The sequence below is a fragment of the Acinetobacter sp. A47 genome (genome assembly GCF_000805455.1).
Taxonomy (GTDB): Bacteria; Pseudomonadota; Gammaproteobacteria; order Pseudomonadales; family Moraxellaceae; genus Acinetobacter.
Window position 1 is genome coordinate 38,347 of the sequence record NZ_JSUS01000065.1, and the last position, 21,162, is coordinate 59,508.

13 protein-coding genes are annotated in these 21,162 nt (G+C 44.6%); 8 read left to right on the top strand and 5 right to left on the bottom strand.

What is annotated here, in order from left to right; all coding sequences use genetic code 11:
• Positions 1-10: 10 nt before the first annotated feature.
• From OC23_RS14840 to OC23_RS14875, 8 genes are all read left to right on the top strand, one after another.
• A complete protein-coding gene (locus tag OC23_RS14840; RefSeq protein ID WP_038345666.1) occupies positions 11-592 on the top strand; it encodes a hypothetical protein in 582 nt (193 codons plus the stop codon).
• The gene (locus tag OC23_RS19590) at positions 592-1,035 is read left to right on the top strand and encodes a Gp49 family protein (protein ID WP_081407333.1); all 444 of its coding nucleotides are present in this window, start codon (positions 592-594) and stop codon (positions 1,033-1,035) included. Before OC23_RS14840 ends, OC23_RS19590 begins: the two co-directional genes overlap by 1 nt.
• A 4-nt stretch (positions 1,036-1,039) precedes the next feature.
• Positions 1,040-2,617, top strand: coding sequence for a hypothetical protein (locus OC23_RS18595; RefSeq protein ID WP_052209180.1), 1,578 nt, complete (start codon positions 1,040-1,042; stop codon positions 2,615-2,617).
• A gap of 55 nt (positions 2,618-2,672) precedes the next feature.
• On the top strand, positions 2,673-2,867 hold the full coding sequence (locus OC23_RS14855; RefSeq protein WP_038345667.1) for a hypothetical protein: 195 nt from the start codon (positions 2,673-2,675) through the stop codon (positions 2,865-2,867).
• Between the two features lie 3 nt (positions 2,868-2,870).
• Positions 2,871-5,198 (top strand): hypothetical protein, encoded by a 2,328-nt coding sequence (locus OC23_RS14860; protein ID WP_038345668.1) that lies wholly within the window; start codon positions 2,871-2,873, stop codon positions 5,196-5,198.
• A 47-nt stretch (positions 5,199-5,245) separates the two neighbouring features.
• The gene (locus tag OC23_RS14865) at positions 5,246-5,722 is read left to right on the top strand and encodes a hypothetical protein (RefSeq protein ID WP_152607844.1); all 477 of its coding nucleotides are present in this window, start codon (positions 5,246-5,248) and stop codon (positions 5,720-5,722) included.
• 2 nt (positions 5,723-5,724) lie between these two features.
• On the top strand, positions 5,725-7,272 hold the full coding sequence (locus OC23_RS18600) for a lytic transglycosylase domain-containing protein (RefSeq protein ID WP_052209181.1): 1,548 nt from the start codon (positions 5,725-5,727) through the stop codon (positions 7,270-7,272).
• A 94-nt stretch (positions 7,273-7,366) separates the two neighbouring features.
• On the top strand, positions 7,367-17,530 hold the full coding sequence (locus tag OC23_RS14875) for a hypothetical protein (protein ID WP_152607845.1): 10,164 nt from the start codon (positions 7,367-7,369) through the stop codon (positions 17,528-17,530).
• A gap of 178 nt (positions 17,531-17,708) precedes the next feature.
• Here OC23_RS14875 and OC23_RS14880 read toward each other — a convergent pair whose 3' ends face one another.
• From OC23_RS14880 to OC23_RS14900, 5 genes are all read right to left on the bottom strand, one after another.
• Positions 17,709-18,407 carry a hypothetical protein gene (locus OC23_RS14880; protein WP_038345671.1) on the bottom strand — a complete coding sequence of 233 codons (699 nt, stop codon included), beginning with the start codon at positions 18,405-18,407 and terminating at the stop codon, positions 17,709-17,711.
• A gap of 109 nt (positions 18,408-18,516) precedes the next feature.
• On the bottom strand, positions 18,517-19,056 hold the full coding sequence (locus tag OC23_RS14885; RefSeq protein ID WP_152607846.1) for a hypothetical protein: 540 nt from the start codon (positions 19,054-19,056) through the stop codon (positions 18,517-18,519).
• Between the two features lie 23 nt (positions 19,057-19,079).
• Entirely contained in the window at positions 19,080-19,451 is a 372-nt protein-coding gene (locus tag OC23_RS14890) for a hypothetical protein (RefSeq protein WP_038345672.1), read from the bottom strand.
• 65 nt (positions 19,452-19,516) lie between these two features.
• Entirely contained in the window at positions 19,517-20,245 is a 729-nt protein-coding gene (locus tag OC23_RS14895) for a hypothetical protein (protein WP_038345673.1), read from the bottom strand.
• A gap of 121 nt (positions 20,246-20,366) precedes the next feature.
• The gene (locus OC23_RS14900; protein ID WP_038345674.1) at positions 20,367-21,113 is read right to left on the bottom strand and encodes an AAA family ATPase; all 747 of its coding nucleotides are present in this window, start codon (positions 21,111-21,113) and stop codon (positions 20,367-20,369) included.
• Positions 21,114-21,162: the final 49 nt, after the last annotated feature.

The following is a 21,162-nucleotide window of genomic DNA, read 5'->3' on the forward strand; positions in this document are numbered from 1 at the left end:
GAATTGAATCATGTCTCAAGGACAAACACCTGAAAACGGTGAAGAAATCGTATACACCCAAGACGAACGCGCAACCCTCATTCAACAAGCAACGATGTTAGGTATTCAGTTTCACCCAAACATCGGTACGGATACTTTGCGTGAACGTGTACAAGCCAAGTTGAAAGAACACACTGCTGACTTAGCTGATGGTCACTTTGAAACTTCACAACCTGTAAAGACTTCCGATGAGCACGCTGCTCGTATGGCTTTACGTGATGAAGCAAACAAACTGATCCGTGTACGTGTCACTTGTATGGACCCAATGAAAAAGGAATTTCAGGGCGAGTACTACACCGTAGCGAACAGTGAAGTAGGTACTATCCGTAAGTATGTATTGTTCAATGAAGAATATCACTTACCAAACTTCATCGTTAAACAGTTACAGGCAAAGACATGTCAGATCTTCGTTACGAAGAAAAATGATCGTGGCGTTCCTGTTCGTACTGGTAAATCGATCAAAGCGTACAGCGTAGAGATCTTGCCTCAATTGACGAAGGATGAGCTTGCTGAATTGGCTGCTGATCAACGTGCACGTAAGGCGATTGACTAATGAATAAAGTTACTCCGGAACAAATCGAATCGGTCATTGCCAAAGAGGAATACTTCACGTTGCCGGACTCAACGGTAACTTTGTGCTCACTTACTCTGGTGAATGGCATTGTGATGGTGGGCAAGTCGGCTTGCGTTGACCCTGCAAACTATGATGCAGCTCTCGGTGAGAAGTATGCACGTGAAGATGCTATCCGTCAGATCTGGCCATTAGAAGGTTACTTACTTGCTGAGAAGTTATCTAAGCAACCTCGCACACCTAAGGGCCGCGTGGAGCTGGAACTTGAAGAAGTACGCGAACGCTTTGCAGGTTTACACACCTTCATCAGTAATGGCCAACCTACAGGTATGTCAGACATCCAGTGGGACTTATTACATGAACAACGCCAACACATGCGTGCTTATGTTCAGGTTCTCGAAACTCGCTTAGAGAATTGGGAGTAAGGCCGTGGAAGATGTGACCAAATCTCAGGAGTTGATGAAGCTCGACATTAAGGAACTGACAGAAGGTAAGGTAGGCGGTTCAGGTGTATTTGATGAGTTACTCACGGCGGTTCGGGAACATCTTACCGATGAGTTCAACAAGAACCGCATTCGTGGTGCTGACTACGCCAATGTATATCTTGGTGGCTTAAATGCAACACTTGCTCAAGCAACACTTTATGCGACAGCTCGTTACCGACTTCCATGGGAATTACGTCTCCTGGAAGCGCAGGTAAAACAGGTTGAAGCTGAAATCCGTAACTCTGCTTTACAGGGTGGTTTGATTAAGGCCCAGACAGATCAGATCTTGTTAGAGATGACAAAAACACCTCACGAGATTGAGATCCTGAAAGGTCAGATTAAGCAGCAAGAAGCTCAGACACTATTAGTCTCTAAGCAAACAGCCATTGCTGAATTTGAGTTAAGTCAGAAGCTCCCTAAAGAGTTGCTTATGCTGGATGCTCAAATGGAGCAGGTTAAAGCACAGACTGACAAAGTAGCATCTGAGAAAGATAACCTTACTGCTCAAACCAACCAAGTTGAAGCCAAGACTAAACAGGTCGCAGTTGAATCTAAACAGATTGAAGCTCAGACCAAATTAGTTGGTGCTCAGACTGATCAGCTTACAGCTAAGTTACCGCATGAACTTGTAATTCTACAGGGGCAAGGTAAACAGGCAGAGGCTCAAACTAAGTTGACGCTTAAGCAAGTGGAGCAAGCTACTGAGGAACTTAAAAAGATTCCAGTAGAGGTGACATTACTTGAAAACCAAGTTACGCATACAAAGTCACAAACGTCTTTGGTTGATGCTCAAAAAGAACAAGTCGAGTTAGCAAACAAGCAGGCACCTAAGCAGCTTGAATTACTATCTCAACAACTTCTACAGGCAGAAGCTCAGACACAAGTTACTGTGGCTGAAAAAGATCGTGTAGTGGCTGAGACTCGTAAATCTGGCCAAGAGGTTAAGAACCTTGAGAAACAGGGTAATCGCATTGAATCGGAAACTAAACAGACTGACGCTCAAACCAAGTTAATTGATTTGAATGCCACGAAGGTTCCACATGAGATTCAAGGGATCATTGCCCAAAACTCATTGATCGATGCTCAGGTAATCAAGCTTGGTAAAGACATTGCATTGCAAACACTTCAATTAGAAGTGAAACAGCAAGAGCTTGAGTTATCTCGTAAAGAATTATTACTCAAAGGTCAGCAGCTTGAATTGCTCAAGGCTCAGGTGGCAGGTCAACAGCATCAAACTGAGTTATATGCTCAGAAGGTAATTACTGAACAAGCCCAAACGCAAGGGAATGTGATTGGTAAAGGTTCAGTGTTGTTCTTCCAAAACGAGTTACTCAGTGCCCAGACTCAAGGTTTCTACCGAGATGCTGAGCAGAAAGTAGCGAAAATCTTAGTCGATACATGGTCGGTTCGCCGTAGTAACGATGATGGTGTCAAAGCAGATTCTACGAATCAGCTCTATGACCCAACAATTGGTGCAGTAATCAAGTCGTTACTCGCAGGTATCAAGATCACACCAGTTTAAACACTGGTTCACACAGAGGGCCGAAAGGCTCTCTTTTTATAAGTAGGTATGAGAGATGGAACTCCAACTGCAATTATTTAAATTAGCTCAAGGCGAGCTTTACCGTTTACGTGAACAAATCAAAGCCGGCCGTCCAGAGGGTATGAGTGATGACCTTTGGGTAACATTGAAGATGGAACGTCTACAACTCACTGTATATGTACGCACATTGAAACGCCGTTTAGATCTTATCGAGCTTGAAGCGGAGTAAGCCATGGGACTTTTTGGCTCAAGCAAGAAAACACATGTTTATACATCGGTTGCCCGGATGGTTGAGGACAAAGATATTCGTGTCTCATCACAGACTGCAGTAGTTGAACATGTTCTTAATTCAACGCTACAGATTGAATCTGATGTGGTGCAGATGTCCTTGACTGACCATATCCGTGCTGCAGCTATGAACTCTTTGCCTGCCAAAATGGACAAGTTCTACCGTTGGGCCAAGAGTGGTCAGTATCACTATGGCTTACCAAAATCCTCAGTTGTTCATGCTAATTCAAAGTTACTGACTACTGAGGTTCAGGCAATTTTGGAAGGGGAGTTAGGTACTACTGTAGTAATGGATTACGTGCAGTTAGGGGAACCCAACTACTACCATTTCGCCTGGAAGATTTTAATTGATAAGTTCCAGTACAGCCCGGAAACCAATGAGTTGAGATCTATCTCGCCGTGGCACAAATCATCTTGTTTCTTGAAGGATCTGCAGATCTTCTATACCGAAGATACGATCTCTCGCGTGACGGATACCCGCTACTTTGAACAATGGGGTATTGCTGCTACTGCCGGAGCGACTCCAAGCCGTTTGGCTAATCCTGAGGCCGAGCATACAACGTATGCGGTGGATGCGAAAGCCGATAAGGATTACGCCAAAGTAACGTATGAGTACAAGGATTCAAAAGGGAACATCACTACTGACACTCAAATCATCACCTTTGAACAGTACATCAATTCAGGTGATGAAAATGCTATGGAGGGCATGGAGAGTGAAACTACAGCTTATGCACCTGATCCAGTTATTAACGAATCAGATTATGTTATGGGATGCGGGGTATACACCAAAGCAGGCAAAGAGACTCGCTATTACTTTACTTATGTTTTTGGTAGCGGTGGTTATCTTAGTTTGGACCGCATCCTTGAATCTCACGAAGACACTGGCCAGTTCTACCCAAGGCTTTATGCTCGGTTAAATAATCAAAACTTGGCTGATTCTCGGCTTAAGGAAACTGATGCATTTAAATCAAGTAAGTCTGCTGGCCGTAAGATGGACTTGGAATGGCAGGGGTGGGTTGATCAAATCCATGAAGCAGTAGAGAACACGAAGAATATTCGGCAGTGTTTCTTAATGCTGGGATTACCTGCTAATACCAAAGATCAGTTAACACTTAAGTATTTGTTTAAGTACTTTCACCGTCTCTATTCAGGTTCGGAACAACCTCGTATCTCGCGGGGTAGTGACTCTTTTAAACAGGAGTTTGCCACTTATGCCGTGAAAGGTGGTTCATCTATCGTTATCGAAGATGAGGCGTTTAGACAGGTACTTAGTTACAGCTCAATTGGTCTCAGAGACATTCGAGGCTCTATTGGTGCAGTTGGTACATACAAACTCGAAAGAGGGCGTGTGCGCGATAACAGGGGCATCATGCGCCTATTGTCAGTGGATTACCATGCCTATCAGTTCCAGATTACTGAGACTACATACCGAGAAGTTAGGGTATATGGCTTGTCATTTACAGAGCAGGTATCCGGTGGCCACTCGACAGTTTCTAAAGGTGATAGTGAGAATCTCCTAATTCCCTTAGACCGGTCTATGCGTAATGAGTTTAGTACCCGAGAACGTGAATCCATTTATGCCAAGAGTCTGCATATCGTATTTAACACACTGCAAGTTGTTAAGAAGAAATGGTATGCGACCGGATTATTTAAGGTAGTGATGTTCATTGTCGCCGTGGTCTTGTCAGTGTTTACAGGGGGGCAATCAATCACTCTCTACACTGTAGCTATGGCTGCAGTGCAAGCAGTTGTTATCGGAATTGCCTTATCCGCCTTGGCCAAACTTGCCGTGAAGATTGGTATTAACGTGAAGATTGTCGCTGTAGTGGCGGTCATTGCAATGGCATACGGCGGATACTTGAATTTAAGCAATACCACGGGGATGTTCAATGTCACAGCGAGTACGATGCTTCAAGCCAGTAATGCCGCATTTAACTTCTCCGCTAAGGTAGGGCAATACGAGATTAAAGAGATTGCCAAAGATCAGCTTGAGTTTGAGAACTCAGTTAAAGACAAGGAAGAAGCACTCAAACAGGCACAGGAACTTTTAGGTAAAGGGCCGATGGTTGATGGCACTTTCTTTCTGGATCAGGCACCTCCGAGCAGTATGCCTTATCTAAATTTATATCAGACACCCAATGAGTACTATACTCGCACCGTCCACTCTGGAAATGCGGCTGTAATCTCTTTGGATATGATCGCTTCCTATGTGGAGCAAGCTCTCACTCCTCCGAGTGCGAGTAAGACATTGGAATTTTTACAAGGAATGTAGAAATGAATTTACGAGACAAATGGAACGAGTTTAACGGCACAAACGATATGTGGCGTTCTCAAAATGGTTTCATGAATCAGAACCAATGGATGCCTCAATTAACCCCTCAGTACACGGAAGGTTACTCACCTTTCGGTACAAGTGTTATGGGCAATCAATTGTTTGGTGATGGAACTGCAATGCCTGCAGCTAATCAGGTCTATGGTTCACAGTTTATGCCAGGTGCAGGCGAACCTACAGGCTTAGCAAGTGCTTGGAGTAAATTCCAAGACTCAAGCCTTAAAGATCAAGCCAGTGCAATTGGTGCAACGGTTGGTGCTTTGGCCAATGGCTATCAGGCTTACAACTCTGTGAAGACTGCAAAAGGTCAATTGGCGTTTGCTAAAGATTCTTGGAACAAGAACTTTGAAGCACAGCGCAAGACAACTAATGCATCTCTTGCAGACCGTCAGGCGGCACGTGTCGCAAGTAACCCAAATGGTTATCAGTCAGTAGATAGCTACATGAAGAAGTATGGAATTTAATTATGTCAGTTCGTTGGAATCAGCTTCAAGGCCCAGATTTCCGGTCTGGTAATGCCTTACTTCAACAGGGTCAACATCTCATGAATCAAGCGATTCAGGGGGCAACTCAGGGCGCAGTGAACTTCGCTGCAGCCCAAGAGAAGCAAAATACGGGGAAGCTCTTGGATTACATCCATTCAGCCCGTGACCCACAACAATTCCAGTCTGCAGAGTTTCAGGGTGGTTTAGCCAATCTACGTGAACAATTTGGGAGAAACTACGATGCAGATACTATTCGCAGTTCTATGGATGGTCGTCTCGGGAAATTACAAGCCGATGCGTTAGGGGCACAGAAATACTCGGACACGATGAGTTCTGTAGCGGATCGGCCTTTACTTGCCCAATACATCACAGCAATGCAGAACGGGGACGTTGCCGGAGCACAGGCATTACAAAGCCAGTTCCAGAACTTCACACCTGAGGCCATGCAGCAAGGTATGCAGATGCGTAAGATGCAGCATGGTATGGACTTACAGAATGCGGAGCTTAGTCTTAACCAAGATCGTAACAATTTAGGTTGGGCTAAGTTTGATTATCAAAAGGAACAGGATGCAGTTGATAATCGTCTTAAAGCTTATAAGGTCTATGGTGAAGGTTCTGGGGATCGCTATGAACTTGGTGCTGATGGTTCAGTGTTACAAACACATAACCAGTTAGGCAAGTTTGCCCCATTGATCGCTGAGGCTGCAGATAAGCACGGCGTTCCAACAAACCTTTTGGCAGGTCTGGTAATGCAGGAGTCTGCAGGCAATCCTAATGCACGTTCTAAAGCCGGCGCACAAGGGCTAACTCAGCTCATGCCTGGTACTGCAGGTGATTTAGGTGTGACTAACCCATGGGACCCGCAGCAGAACATTAACGGCGGTGCACGTTACTTAGGGCAAATGATCAAGAAGTACGGCAACCTTGAGCAAGCATTAATGGCTTACAACTGGGGGCCTGGCAACATGGACTCATACCTTAAAACCGGTAAGGGTGCTAAAGGTCAGGCAATGCCTAAGGAAACTCGTGAATATGCTTCATCATTACTCAAGAAGGCTGCGGGATTTAATCAGGGCAATCCGGGTGCTTTAAAAACCAAAGCTGACCGTGACTATATGGTGGCAACTAACACCGATAAGTGGAAAAGTGATCTTAAAAGCTGGGAAGCTGATGTGAAAGCTTTGCCTCATAATCGTGGCTCGAAGCTCCACAGCCTGAACGAGTTCAAAGCAACGCACAAAAAGGGGAATGATCTCCTTAAAGGTTTGTCAGATGTACCTGAGTTTAAGAACCTTACACATGCTCAACAAGTGAGCCTAGCTGACAATGTTGGTAAATACTACGATAGTGTCCAAAAGGGTAATAAGTGGTATGAGCGTAAGGATAATCCAATCACCTTTGCACGCGACTATGCTCAAAATGTGATGAAGACTCAAAAGACCTATGATCTGGCAATTCCACACACCCAAAACAAGATTCTTGAACTAAAGCGTAATAATGCTTTGGTAACTGAAAAGAATCGTAAATAGATTTACTTACTTACTTAAGTAAGTATAATTAAACCCAAGAAAGGCAATGCGTAGCAGTACCATTGCCTTTTTCCATTTTAGAGGAGACATAGACATGGAACGTCTAGTAGCTAACCCTTTCATGGAGAAAGAGGAAAAAGTAGCGGCAGCTACAGCATCAAAAGTGGTACGTCAGGGTAACTTCGGTATCACTGGCAACCCACTACATAACCGTATTGATTCAGCCCGACAATCACTACAACGCTTCGATTCATTCCTTGAAGCAGACCGCAAGAAGCGCGAACAAGAAGCCAATTACACCACTCCAAGCGATAACCTACGCAGATCCAGCCTTACTGAGCGTGCCCCTTCGATTGCACGTGTGTACGGCTCTCAGGCATGGGCAACAGTTAAGAAGGGTGTAGCGCAAGCTGCTGGTGGTCTAAGTGCAGGGTGGGCCGATCAGGAACGCATGAACATCCCGCGTGATGTGCAGGATGCCTACAATCGTTATAAGCAAACTGGTTTAGCAACTAACCCAGAGGATGTGAAGTTACTTCATAGTCCGGCTTATCGTCAGTTCCAGATGGGTAATATTCAAGGTGAGAAGAAACCAATTGAAGGTAAGACTTTCCTTGAACAGCTTGAAGGTGCTGCAGCTTATGACAAAGAGGCTCAACGCCGTGTAGGTGATATGCGTAATGGCATTCCTGACATGTTTGATTCTCATAAGCGCGTCAATCCGTTACTACAGGATGAGCGTGCTCAGGCTATGCAGCGTAACCGTGACAAGTACAACATCGGTGAACAACGTGCAAAGGCAGACGCATTAGAAGCTCAAGGCGAAACAGGCAAAGCTAAGGTTGTACGTGCGCTGGCAAACTTCCAGCAATTAGCACAGGATACTATTGTTGCGGCACAACATCCGACAGCTTTAGGTCAAGACTTGGCAGCTATCGCACCATACGCAGTAACGGGTATGGCTGGTGCTACTGCAGGTGCAGGGTTACAAACTCAGGAAGATCATATCAACTCGAAGAAGCAGTACACGGAACGTACTGGTATTGCTATTCCTTCTGAGCTAGATGCAGCCAAAATGAAGGGTATGGCCGGTCTCAATTTTGCAGCAAACTTTGCTGAAAACATGGTAGTAGGTAATGCCCTCAAAGGTGGCGTTACTAACATGGGTAAAGCCTATGCTGCCAATGCTGCTGCAGGGTACACGCAGTCTAAGATTCAGACCGGTGCAGGTGCTTTACACTTTACCAATGAGACCGATCAAGAAGCGATTGAAGCTGCAGCACTTGGCGGTGCTTTGGCGGGTGGTATTGCTGCACCTCATGCGACTTTACAGGCTGCAGGTAAAGCGGCTGATGTTGTAAAGGAAAAAGCATTTAAGGATGTTCGTGAGCAGTCAGCTCAACAACGTGCAACTTTTGAGGAGAATATTGACCCTACATCTACAAACTTCAACCCAAGTGAAGCCATTAACAAACAGACCCAGATTTTTGGCAATAAGGACGCATCTAAAGATGATTTAGATTTGGCACGTACAAATGCTAAGGATGCATTGCAAGCGGCTCATGACCGCTATGATGCGTTAGAGCGTAATCAACAATCTATCTCTGAGCGTTTAGAGGATGTTAACCAGTATCGACAAGAACTGGCTGACACCGAAGCAGCTTTACAAGCTGACCCAAATAACGCTGCACTGTCAGAGTTCTACGATGGCTTGCAGGACTATATCAAAGAAGCAGAAGCCCAGCTCACTCCTGAATACCTTCAAAGTGCGTCAGACGCGCTGAAAGCAGCGTCTAAGCATAAGGACGATGCAATTGCAGCGTATGAGGCATTCAATGGCTTAAACGAAGTTAAGACCGACACTAAACAGTCTGCAGATGTGACAACTAAGCATACTGAAACCTTGACCAACGAGAAGGCATCTGACGCTGAAAAAGCCAAAGCTGCTGAGCATGTCACCAACTATCCAATGATGTATAAGCCTGAGGATCTCCTACAGATTGCCGATGACTTATCTAATCATTTAACAGATGCTCAACGTACAACATTGCGTGAACTTTCAGATCTTCGTGTACAAGAGCACATGACTAAAGGGCTTGATGGTGTATCTGCAGACATCAAGAAAGGAAGTCAAAACTATAAGAGTCTTGAGAGTTACTTTGTTGATCGTGATCGTGCAATCCGTTTAAAGGATGATTCACGCTTACGCCAGTTAAGTGATCAGTTCGACCGCTTACAGGCAAGCTTTGAGGTTAAGGATCGCCTTGCAAGCAAATTGTTCGACCGTTCAAAGGAGACGGGGGGCAAGTACCAGGTAATCCGTACCGAAGCCGGGACATGGAAAATCAATACTGGTAAGTTGATGTCTGAGGCAGCAATCACTAAAAACGGTGGTTTCACAATCCATAAAGGTTCTGAGAAACTGGTTAACAGCATTAAGACTGATGCGGCGAATGTAAGTAAGGCACATGGCTTATTCCAGAAGCTAGACTCTGCAGACTTCCGTTCAGTTGTCAAATCTGAGATTAAAGCTGAGACCGGTTCAACTTTACCTAAACAACCTGAACCGGTCTCAGTTCCTACGCCGTTGGCAGTGCCAAAAGGGGAAGCTGTGGTCCCGAACTTGAAGGATGTAACTCCGGAAGTTCGTAAGGCGGAACGTGGTAAAGCATTTGAATCTCGTGATCTGGTTAAAGCTCACCTTAAGCAAAAAGTATCTCAAGATGGAACGAATCCTTTAATTGATATTCCTGACTTCCGTAGTGCCTATGACAAGGCTGAGGACAAACGTGCGTTCATTGATAGTCAAGTTAAGAAGCCTTTGAGTGATAAACAACACACTCAGGTACAACACTTTAATGAGTTCACCAAAGGTTACGATTCAGCCCTAACCAAGTTGTTCACGCCTAAGACCGGTGATAAGGCAAAGTACAACTATCAGGATATGGCTCAGTTCTTGGCAGCAGACGGTAAGTTACCTGAAAACACACGCACTGCTTTGGCTGTAGGCGCGTATCAGTGGCTTATTGAGAATGGCGCAACCACTCGTACCACTGATGCTGATATTGCCCGTTTACTGCATGTAGACGCTGAGGATGCTATCCCTACTCAAGTGCGTAAGATGCTCGATGGTGTAGGTACGCCATACCGTACGGTTATTCAATCTCTTGGCCAACGTGCAGCACAGGCTTTACAGCTTAAAAGCGATAAAGATTCTGACCCTAATTATTTAGGCAAGATGGAAGCCTCGTTAGGTGCATTGGCCTTACATACACTGGTTGATATGGGTTTAGTAAAAGAGACAGCTATCAAGTCTACTGACTTTGAACGTGCTAAATCTCAGGTGACTGGTAAAGCTCCGGAAGCCGTTGAAAATGCTCTTGAGACACACACTTTCATTGCCCCAAACCATGAGTCAAAAGGCGGGGAGATTGTACGCAATGCCCACATCGAGCAGATCTTGGAGCACAACAAAGGCACTCAGGGCATCCTAAGTGACATCTTTAGTACTGATAATGGTTTAGTGGCTCCGGCACTTGAGAAGCCGACAGCATTCACACAAACCACTATTAAGAATAGTAAGACTGAAATCCCTGAGTACACACGTCAGGCGTTGGAGAAAGCTCAACAACACCCGTATCGAGTACGTCCAGAGATGGTTCGTTTGTATCAAGGGCTTTACAACCATGCACCGGAATCCCTTAAAAAGATTCTGGGTATTGATGACTCTAAGGCCAATATCGACAAGTTCCATATTACCCAACGTGAGAACATGAAAGCCAAGTTCGCTAATGAGTGGACAAGCTTGGAGCGTGGTCTTGATTTCATTAATGGTTTAGAGGTTAAAGATGGCGAGTTCCAACCGATCTACTTTGAACCGGTAGTATGGGCAAACCAACGTGTAGGCTTCAAATCAAACTTATTCAACATCCAGACTTCTCAGATTCATCGTTCATTGGCTGGTATGGCTGCTCACGAAACCAAGTTCACAAAAGGTATGTCTGCACTTGAAGATGGGAAGGCTACAGTTTATGGCCAGTTCCTTCGTGCGGTCGCTGCAGGTGCGGAAGATGTGAAAGGTACACTTGTATTCCCTGAGGGCTACAAAGGTGGCAAGACCGTAGATAAAGCCCCAAGTGAAGTATTCCTTCCAGTATTCCAAGCATATTTAAATACTGCTCCGGTACGTGAAAGCATTGCAGCAATGCAACGTGTTCAGGCTGATGTAGATGTGCTTAAGATTCCAAACCCTAAGGATGTTGACTTGGTTGCAAAGCAAGTAGCTGAGATGGGAATGGGTCCGCATTCTGCATTGGCATTAAGTGAGTTGGCTCGCTTCATGGGTACAAAAGATGGTGCCGAGTTCTCTACTCATCTGGGTATGGAAAGTGATGGTGTAACCAATGGCCCGGCAATCTCTAACTTGTTGTCAGGTACTTTGACTGCTGAATTGGCTATGCAGTTCGGTATGATTCCGAAGTCTGAAAACCAAGACATTAAGAACTACTTTGATGTTAAGACATCAGGCAAGGCTGACTATTACGAAGGCATTGGCCAGCTTCAAAAAGAGTTCATTGATCAGCTTAACCAGAATGAGTTCAGCAAGCATCGTGACGTTACTGCAGCAATGGATACCCTTGCAGGTCAGTTTGGTACACGTAATTCAGCCAAGAAGATTGCAACGCCGTTCAACTACTCTGCAGGTTTCCCGTCTCTCAAAGCAGCAATTGCACGTGAGATGATTAAGGACATGTACAGTAACTTTGCCAAGACCGCAGAGGAAGCAAACTCTACTGACTCTGTTAAGGCTGCAAGTGCACAGCTCCGTGCCAACACTATGATTGATGCGATCAATACAGCGATTCGCTATAACAATACAATGAAGGGCACCAAAAAGGTCAGTGAGATTCGTACAAAGGTTGGTAATGCAGACGGTATCGTAGATGCTAAGCGCATGGCTGAATATGTACTGACTGCAGACCAAGTACGTGCACTGACAAAGGTGAGTGAAGTAACACACGGCGAAGCTTCCGAGCGTGCAATTAAGAAAGCTGCAGATGCATACATCAAGACCCGTGACTTGAACATTAAGATGCATAATGCAGCTTATGGTCTGTACAAGATCACACATGATGCATTGGTTCGTCAGGCTGAGAGTGCAGGTGCTAAAGACGGTACTTTGGCTTCAACTAAGTCTAAAACTCAGGATGGTAATGCCTATACCTTGTTGGAAGGTGTATCGCAGAATACCTTGGATAAAATCCAAAAATCACTTAAGCCGTATGCACCGGTGATCGTTTCTGCCATGGGCAACAAGTCTTCTAACAAGATTGAGTCTGGCCTATTCCTTTCTGATATGAACACTCAGTTCTCACGGGACAGTAAGAATCAGGTTAAGTCACTTGTGTCCCCTCAAAATGGTAAGACTAAAACCAAGACCTATAACACAGGCGTATTGGAACGTGTTGAGACAAATCCGGGTGTACGTGGCAGTGCTATGTATGTGCAAGGCTCTGATAGTTACAACTCGGTAGGTACGGTTTCTAAGATCCCTACAACCAACTTGCATGATGCAAACATCGGTGCTGCAGATAAGATGCATGAGGTTGGTAAGATTCAAAACCAAGAGTTCTTTGATCTGGCAGTAGGTTATCGCTCCCAAGTTGAAAACTTCATGGCTTTGGTTCGCCCACTACAAGGCATGGTAGCTCTTAAAGATAAGACTCAATTCACGAAGGCTGAGTGGAATGATGTGAAGGCCACTTTTAATGGATTACGTCAGGCACTCGTTGATTCCGACATCATCAGTGAAGGTGATGTAAATCGTATGGATGCAGGCCAAGTACTCGCAGCAATGGCCAACGCCGTGTTTGCAAGTGAAGTTCGTAAAATTGAATCATTGCAGGGCATGTACAGTATTCACCAGTACGGTGCCGAAGGCGGTGAAGTAGTTCTCACAGACAAACACCATGCACAGTTAAAGGCTGAGCTTAAATCACTTGAACATGATCGGGCTGCTATGGCTGCAGACATGCATAAGCTTGCTGCAAAGTTACGTGAGGCAATGACAACTGAGTCTCGTAAAGACGTAGCTGAATCGATTAAAGATAAGTCTGCAGATGGCTCGGCCAATTTTGAGGATTTGGTTTCTATCAAGGATAACCGTACAGATCTTCAAAAGGGATTGGATGAGTACCAGGGCAAAGAAGTTCCATTGGATAAAGTGCTTGATCTGGTACGTGCAGAGGTTAAAGGCAACCATGTTCAAGAGCTATTATTCAAGACACTTGAAAAGGTTATCCCTAAAGACCTGAAAGTTGAGTATTCAACTGATTCATGGAAAGGGGAGAAAGGTGCAGCAGGCTGGTACAACCCAAAAGCTCACAAAATCACTGTACGCGCATTGGGTGATAAATATGCCAATGTTACTCCGGAGCTTTTCCTCCATGAGTTCATTCATGCCGCAACCGTTGGTGTCACGACTAATGCTGCAAAACACGGCGAAGTTGCTGATGCAATCAACCGTATCGAGTCTCTCAGAAGTGAAGTGGCCAAACAGTTACCAGATCAATTCAGCGAAGCTCTTAAGAGTAAAGAGGAGTTCCTTGCTTGGGGCTTAACAAACCCTAAATTCCAAGATGCTTTAAAGACAATCATTGTACCTAAGGGTGATCGTTCACGTACTGGTTTAGCGTCAGCGTTTAAAGTGTTCGTAACCAATGTTATGAAAGCACTATTCTCAGGTGAGAAACGTAAGCCAAATGCGCGTGAAATCTCAGCAATGGAAGCTCTGATCATTGATGCTGCAGACGTAATGCAGTACACCGAGCAATCGAGCAATGTGAAGAATGAAAACTTAGAACTTCCATTCAACATGATCCCGAACACCAATGCCACACTTGAGAAAATGCGTACTGCAAAGGCAAGTGATGTAATGGGTGCGTTTGATGGCTCTCAGTTATCTAACGAGTTCAATACCCACTTACAGGGTGTGATGGAAAAGTCTATCGACCGTTTATTCGATTCAATTGGTCGTGACCACTTACAAGACACTTTAGCGAAGCCAGTGGACTACAACCCAAGCGATATTGCTTCATTGTATGGTTTAACTGACCGCGAGGGTTATGTCGCAGAAGTGGTCGCTACAGTGGTTGATAGCATTCAGAACTCAGGACAACATACACCTGTGCTTAAACAGATGCATCAAGCATATCAGGATGCGCGTCAGAAGCTCTCTGCGGAAGATTTCCATGCAGGTGAATGGAACACAGCGACAAAGGCTGAGAAAGCCTTAGCACAGCGTAAATACGACCGTGTATTTAATCCTAAAGCAGCAGGGGATAAGAGTTCGTATCTGGCGACCTTCTTGGCATTGGCTGTAGGTAGCGAGAAGTTCAGTGCAAAATTAGACTTCACTACAGAACGTCAGGTGAAGGGTGAGCGTAGTTTGTTTGAACGTGCGGTAGACCTATTCAACTTTGCAATTGATTGGGTAATGAATCGTCTCGCAGGTGTACACCACACAGATAAGGTAAATGCAAAGACCACAGCTCTTTTAAATAGATTGGTTTCGTTGGACATCAGTAAGCGTCAACAAGCAGTTTCACGTTTTGACCGTGCATGGGAGACTTCTTTTGATGCTTTGGCAAAGGGTGGAAAACTTGGGGCTAAAGCGGTTGCAAGCGTTGCCAAAGCAACAGGTATGGAAAAGAGCCGTTACGCACCTATCCGTGTATTAGGCAAACTTGCCAATACTGCAGCACGTGATTCGGTCGATCAGTTACCTCAGGTAGCAAAGGACTTCCGAGATCACAACTTCCCTAATCAACGTTTTGGGGAAATGTCTGAGCTTATGAATGAAATGACCAGCCCAAGTCAGTTCAAGCAGGTTATGGAAGGTATGCTCCGGGAAACAGTATCGATTCAAACAGAGCGTAAAAACTGGATTGATAACACCAAGAAGATGGTACTTAACGGCTTTACAGACAACGGGGCAAACTTAACCAAGGAGCAGCATACAGCCGTAACTTATAGCTTACTCCGTACTGATGTTCGGTCGCTTCTTGATGGGCGTAAGTACTCGGATGTAACTAAGTTGATCACTGACGATAAAGCTCGGAGCTATGAAGCTCGTAAGCTAATCCGTGAGATTGAAAGTCTTGAGCCGAACATGGCCAATGATATGATCAACCGCACAAAAGATCTTGCTTGGTATATGGTCTCAGGTAAGTCTAGTGATGGCCTTGCTAAGAATGCCCAAGCTATTGCATCTGGTTTTGGTGGTCAGATTACGAAAGCAAGTGTTGAAGCCATTGACTCTAAGATTGTTAAGGCAGTTGACCAGCTCGCTACATTGTTTGCACTGGATTACACCAGTAAAGAGAATTTGGCTATTACTAAGGAGTTACTACAGTCTGAGTCTGCAGGTATTGAAGGATTGATTAAGATGCATGGTTTTGCTGCAAAAGACTCACAAGGGTTATTTGCAGACAACTCTACATCAATGGTCAAAGGGTATTTACCTGAGATTACACATACTTACCGTGAGGCTCGTCAAGCGCATGTCTCAATGACTAAGGAATTAGAGAAAGAAGGATGGGTAAGAGTTGGTGAGTTAGAGCGTGACCCATTAGATACTTATGGTACAGATCAAGCACTCTTTGTTTTGAAGGATGGGGGAGAGCAACGTATCGTGTCAGGGGCAATGACTTTCGATAATACACATCGTAAAGGTTCAGTTGTTTCAGATGGTCGCTCAGGCACTATTACAGCAGAGTATAAGAATGCCTTGAAAGACCGCGTGAATGCACGTGCTAATACGCCACATCGTTTGTATGACCCGCGTACTGCAAAAGGTGGTCGTATGACTCCGGTTTACGACACTAAAGGCCAGATCACAAATTTCACTTATGAAATGAACAATGCAAACCGTGACGAACTACTTGTCCGTAACAACAACTTTGCAGATCTGCTTGGTGCATACGTTGGTAACAATGTAAGTACGGCCCCAACTACGAAGCAGAACAAGGACATTGCTAATGCGATGTTTGATGACTATGAAGCTAACTTTGCCAAAAACCCTAAATCTTATGTAGCTATCGGGCCTAACGTTCGTGACCCTCATTTGGCTGAGGTATGGCGGATGATGCCTTACGAAATTAAACAAGAGGTTGAGCGTTTGTGGGGTAAAGATAATCCAATGATGGTTCGCAATGACATTGTGAACATGGCTTTCGGATTCAAGAAGTACAGTATTGGGGAGATCTTCGATAAAGCTTCTGGGGAACGAAACTTCATGGAGAAGTTCTTTGCAACCACTATGAATGCTGTTTTCAATGATAAAGCTCAATTACGTGCTTATCAGGGGGAACGTGCTGTACAAGAAACTATCCGGTTAATTAAAGATGCCGTTGTAATTCGTACAATGTCGGTGATGTGGGGCAACATCAAGGCTAATGCTTTGTTGCACTTGGCCTATGGCGTAAACCCCTTAAATATTGCAAAAGACACGTCAACCGCTTTACGTGCAGGACTGTCCTACCGTAAACAACGTGCTTTACTAATCCAAGCCGAAGTCATGTTGAGATCTGAAACTAAAGATCGTGCAAAATGGGAAAATCAACTCGTTACTGCACAAGATGCCTTAGCTCGTAACCCACTACGTGAGTTCATTGAAGCAGGCATGATGCCAAGTATTGTAGAAGATATTGCCATGAACGAAGCCAATTACAGTTATCAAACTGAGATCGGTGAGAAGTTAGATGGGCACATCAATAAAGTACCTAAGTCTGTCCGTACTGCAGGTAAATGGTTGGCCGTATCACCAGATACACCACTCTATAAATTCCTGGCAGGTACTACACAGTACTCAGACTTTACGGCTAAGTACGTTCTGTATAAGCACAACATCTCTCGTAAGAAAGATCCTATGTCTCATGCAGATGCACTACAGGCAGCATCGGATGCATTCATTAACTACGACATCCCGACTTCTCGTTCGTTGCAGTATATGAATGATGTTGGTTTGCTGATGTTCACAAAGTTCCTGTTACGCTTCCAACGAGTATTGTTCTCGTTGATGCAGAAACAACCTGCAATGGTGCTTGCACAACACTATGCAACTGAATGGTTGACCAATACGCCTGGCGTACTTGAACCTTCAGTGATGAATCGGATTGGCGGCAATCCGCTACGTCCGAGTGTGCTGCAAGCTCCGGATGCGGTAACTGACATTGTGACACTTAAAACACTGTTTTAATAAGCAAGGGAGCATTAGCTCCCTTCTTTTTTCTTACTTGTAGCCACTATGCATTGCCATAGTAGCCATCCAACAAATAAGAGTATTATTAATACAGCAATAGTCCTAAGTGCAGTCAGTGTGACATAGAGTATGCCGAGGACACAGAGGATGAAGAAAATCCAAAGTGTCGTGTGCATTAGTCGTCAAAGATACCTTTAGTCGTTACTTTAGTTTCAGCTTCACTTGTTAGTGTAGCAGATGCTTTTTGTGCAGGTACTTCATCAGCAAATAAGGCAGTAGTGTCTATAGCCGGTTTAGGCTTAACTTCTGATTCGGCATCATCATCATCTGCAAATACAGATGAAGGGTTCGGTTTCACTTCAACTGGTTTGGCTTTCACAACAGGTTCATCGTCAAAGATTCCTTTTACCGATGTTGGGCCGTCATCTGGGCTTGGTTCATCTTCCTGTGGGCCTTCATCATCATCTAACTCGTCAGAGTGATGCAGTGCTTCTTCTACCACTTTGTTTGCCGCTTCCTCTGCACGCTGTTTAGCTGCAGCTTCTTCGGCCATTTTCTTGCGATACGCGGCTACCACTTCATCAGGTACTTGAGTCGATTCCTCGGTAGGAGGTGTTTCAGCCGACTTTACTTCTTGCTCCTTTGGGGGAGGTGTATCCTTCTTGGCTCGGGATGGGCGAGTCCGTGGGGTACTGGCTTGTACGGCTGGGGCTGTATTGGTGTCTACCAGAATTTCCAACTCGTCTGGCAGTCCTTTTGTATCGACCAGATCTGCTTCGGTAATAGGGAAGCCATTCTTGGTGACGTACTCAGTAATAGCAGCCGTGATGTCGGCAAAAGTTAGAGTGATCTTGGCACGTGTTTGAATTTGCATTGTTTAATCCTTTAAGAATTTGGTTTGATTTCAGAATTAAGTAAACGCTTTGCAAAGCCCGGGAAGATTTACTTAAGTTTGAAAACAAATAGCCCCGAAGGGCTATCAGTTAAAGTACAAGGCGTGACTTGGCTGCATGAAGTGCAATGACAGCATCAGCAATATGCTCTGCATCACTCATATTCACTAGCATTTCGCCGTGTCGCTTGTATCGAGGTAGGGGTACATCTGGGTGGTGTTCTTGCACCCATTGAATCACTTCTTTTTTCGTGATGTTTAAAGCTGCATTCGACTTGGCATCCTTCTTACCGGTGATCACCGCTTTACCCTCAAGAGGTGTGGTAATAACTGTACGAAGACCTGCTACTTGCAGGCAGGCAATTAAGCCAATGACAATGCCGTATGCTTTCATTGCTGCAGCGTTCTGACTACCCACAGGGCACTCAATGGCTACAACATCAGCTTTCTTGGCAAAAGGATAAACTGCTTCAAAAAGTGTTTTGGCATCGTGAATGTCTAAGAGGTTTTGCCGTTGCTTAGATTCAGTATTCTCGGTTGTGGCTAACAGAGATTCTCCGAGATGAAGCTCACCGGTCTCAGTGTCATAACCGCCACGAACCATGCCCCAATTTCTTAGGGCAGGGTCCATGCCAACTACTTTGAGTATGGCCATTACTCAGGAGCAGTTTCGTTAGTTGCTTCGTCTGGCACCAGTGTTGGTGCACGTACTACAGGTGGTTCTTGACCTGGAACGATTGGATTGCCTTCGGCATCAACTGGGAAGAAATCGAACGGGAGCTTATCAAAGAGTGTAGCGGCAACTTTTAAGCCTTCCATAAATGCTGCACGTTCTGCACCAACAAGGATTTGTTCCACACCTGTTTTGTTGTCAGTCACCATTAACTGCTCATGTTCTGGGAAGTTAATCAGTTGCTCTAACTGTTGATGTTTAGTAAAGAACCAATCACCTGTGATAGCTGCGAAGTGTTCTAAAGAAGTGATCTGTACTACACGTTGTTTAGGTGCTTGAGTTTGTTGTTCCATGGTTTCTGTCCAAAAATTGAGTAATAGAAAAGGGCACTCGTAGGTGCCCTAAATGGTGAAGGGGATTAGTCGTCAAATAAGCCTGAGGTTGCAGCTTTAGGTTTAGCAGGTGCACCAGCTTTACCAGCAGCAGCGCCTTTAGGTTTTTTACCTTTGGTACGGTCTTTGACTTCGCCGTCCCAACGACCTTTCCACACATCAATGAATGCTGCTTCTTCGGCTTTAGCACGAATTTCGGCAGTAGTTTTGTTGTCAGAAGCACGGAACACTTTGTCTACGTTGTTTTCTTCACGAGTTTCCTCTGTGTCAACGTATTTGCCATCAACCTTCTCTTGTTTGAAGACTTTTTGTTGGATAATTGCCAACTTCACTTCTTTATCAAGCAGGTCTACCAGTACATCTACCTTAGTAGGGACTTCTTGTTTGGCATCTTTGTTGTACACTTTCACCATCTTAGATTCAGTGTCCATTTCAGAGAGTGCACGTTTAGCGGCTAAGCAGCAGATTGCATCCATGTGTAAGAAGCCTGCAAGGTACTTCTTCTCGCCTGAGTTTTTGTCGACGTAGTACGCCTTACCTTCTTTATTTGATACATAGAAAGTTTCTTTGTATTCGTCTTCGCCAATACCAAAAGTACAGTTGATGCCTACAGCACCAGAGTCAGCGATTTGGATGTACGCCATTTTGATAACTGCGTTATATACGCCAGATGCAAAGAGTTTGAATTTACCGCCAACACTGTCGGTTTCGTTTTTAATGTTAGAGTCGTAAGATAAGCCAGCTAAAACACTCATGAGGATTTCCTTGTCTTGAGTTAAGTAAGTAAGTAGATAAGTAAATAAGTAATTGCGTAGCGAGAGACTACAGAGGAACTAATAGAATGTCTATTAGTTCCATGGGTTGATTGCGTAGTATTTACGCGGCTGCTTCATCAGTGCCGTAGTACTCATGGCAGCGTTTGATAAGTAAGTTCACATCGTTGTCAATGAATGTCTCATTGTCATCGAACATACCCATAGGGCCGCGCATACGTTCTTGCACTGTGTCTGCGGTAATAAGCGTCTGGAATACGTGTTTGTAGCCCACAGCCTGATCACGTGGAGAGATCTCAAGAAGGTCATTCTTGAAGTTCTCAAGTGTTTTGAGCTTCTCTTTCTTCGTAGAAACAATGAAGGAGAAGAATGATTCGATACCTGTGTTGGCCAACGCACCTTTAATTGGTACTTTGGTTTCCATAGATAGAGTCTGTTCGTTGTATGTAGTGCGTGTATGCGCCGTAAAGATAACGTTCTTATCTGAGTTGGCTACATGTAACTGCATGAGGTTACGCACGAACTCAGCGTATTGTTGCCAGCCTGCACGTGAATCTTCTGCACCTACAATGTACTGTGACTCAAACATGTCCATAAGGTAGTTGAAGCCATCAATAACAATGTTATCAACGTCCTCGCGTCCTTGTGCCCATTCAAAGCCTTGATAGACTTGGTACGGATCAGTGATCACAATGGACTTACGGAACTTGTCACGGAAAGGTAGTTTCTTACCTGATTCACAGTTAAGGTATAAGGTCTTACTTGAGAGATTACGCAAACAAGCAGATTTACCCGTAGCAGATTCGCCACAAACAAGAATTAAGTTGTCATTTACATTAACGTCAGTCATTTCATATTCCTTTTTACTTACTTAAGTAAGTAAATCTATTTATTTCATC

Bases quoted from the DNA above. Each gene is read 5' to 3' on its own strand.
- OC23_RS14860 (WP_038345668.1), top strand. From the start codon at position 2,871: ATGGGACTTTTTGGCTCAAGCAAGAAAACACATGTTTATACATCGGTT.
- OC23_RS14895 (WP_038345673.1), bottom strand. From the start codon at position 20,245: ATGAGTGTTTTAGCTGGCTTATCTTACGACTCTAACATTAAAAACGAA.
- OC23_RS14875 (WP_152607845.1), top strand. From the start codon at position 7,367: ATGGAACGTCTAGTAGCTAACCCTTTCATGGAGAAAGAGGAAAAAGTA.
- OC23_RS18600 (WP_052209181.1), top strand. From the start codon at position 5,725: ATGTCAGTTCGTTGGAATCAGCTTCAAGGCCCAGATTTCCGGTCTGGT.
- OC23_RS14865 (WP_152607844.1), top strand. From the start codon at position 5,246: ATGTGGCGTTCTCAAAATGGTTTCATGAATCAGAACCAATGGATGCCT.
- OC23_RS19590 (WP_081407333.1), top strand. From the start codon at position 592: ATGAATAAAGTTACTCCGGAACAAATCGAATCGGTCATTGCCAAAGAG.
- OC23_RS14840 (WP_038345666.1), top strand. From the start codon at position 11: ATGTCTCAAGGACAAACACCTGAAAACGGTGAAGAAATCGTATACACC.
- OC23_RS14890 (WP_038345672.1), bottom strand. From the start codon at position 19,451: ATGGAACAACAAACTCAAGCACCTAAACAACGTGTAGTACAGATCACT.
- OC23_RS14900 (WP_038345674.1), bottom strand. From the start codon at position 21,113: ATGACTGACGTTAATGTAAATGACAACTTAATTCTTGTTTGTGGCGAA.
- OC23_RS14885 (WP_152607846.1), bottom strand. From the start codon at position 19,056: ATGGACCCTGCCCTAAGAAATTGGGGCATGGTTCGTGGCGGTTATGAC.
- OC23_RS14880 (WP_038345671.1), bottom strand. From the start codon at position 18,407: ATGCAAATTCAAACACGTGCCAAGATCACTCTAACTTTTGCCGACATC.
- OC23_RS14855 (WP_038345667.1), top strand. From the start codon at position 2,673: ATGGAACTCCAACTGCAATTATTTAAATTAGCTCAAGGCGAGCTTTAC.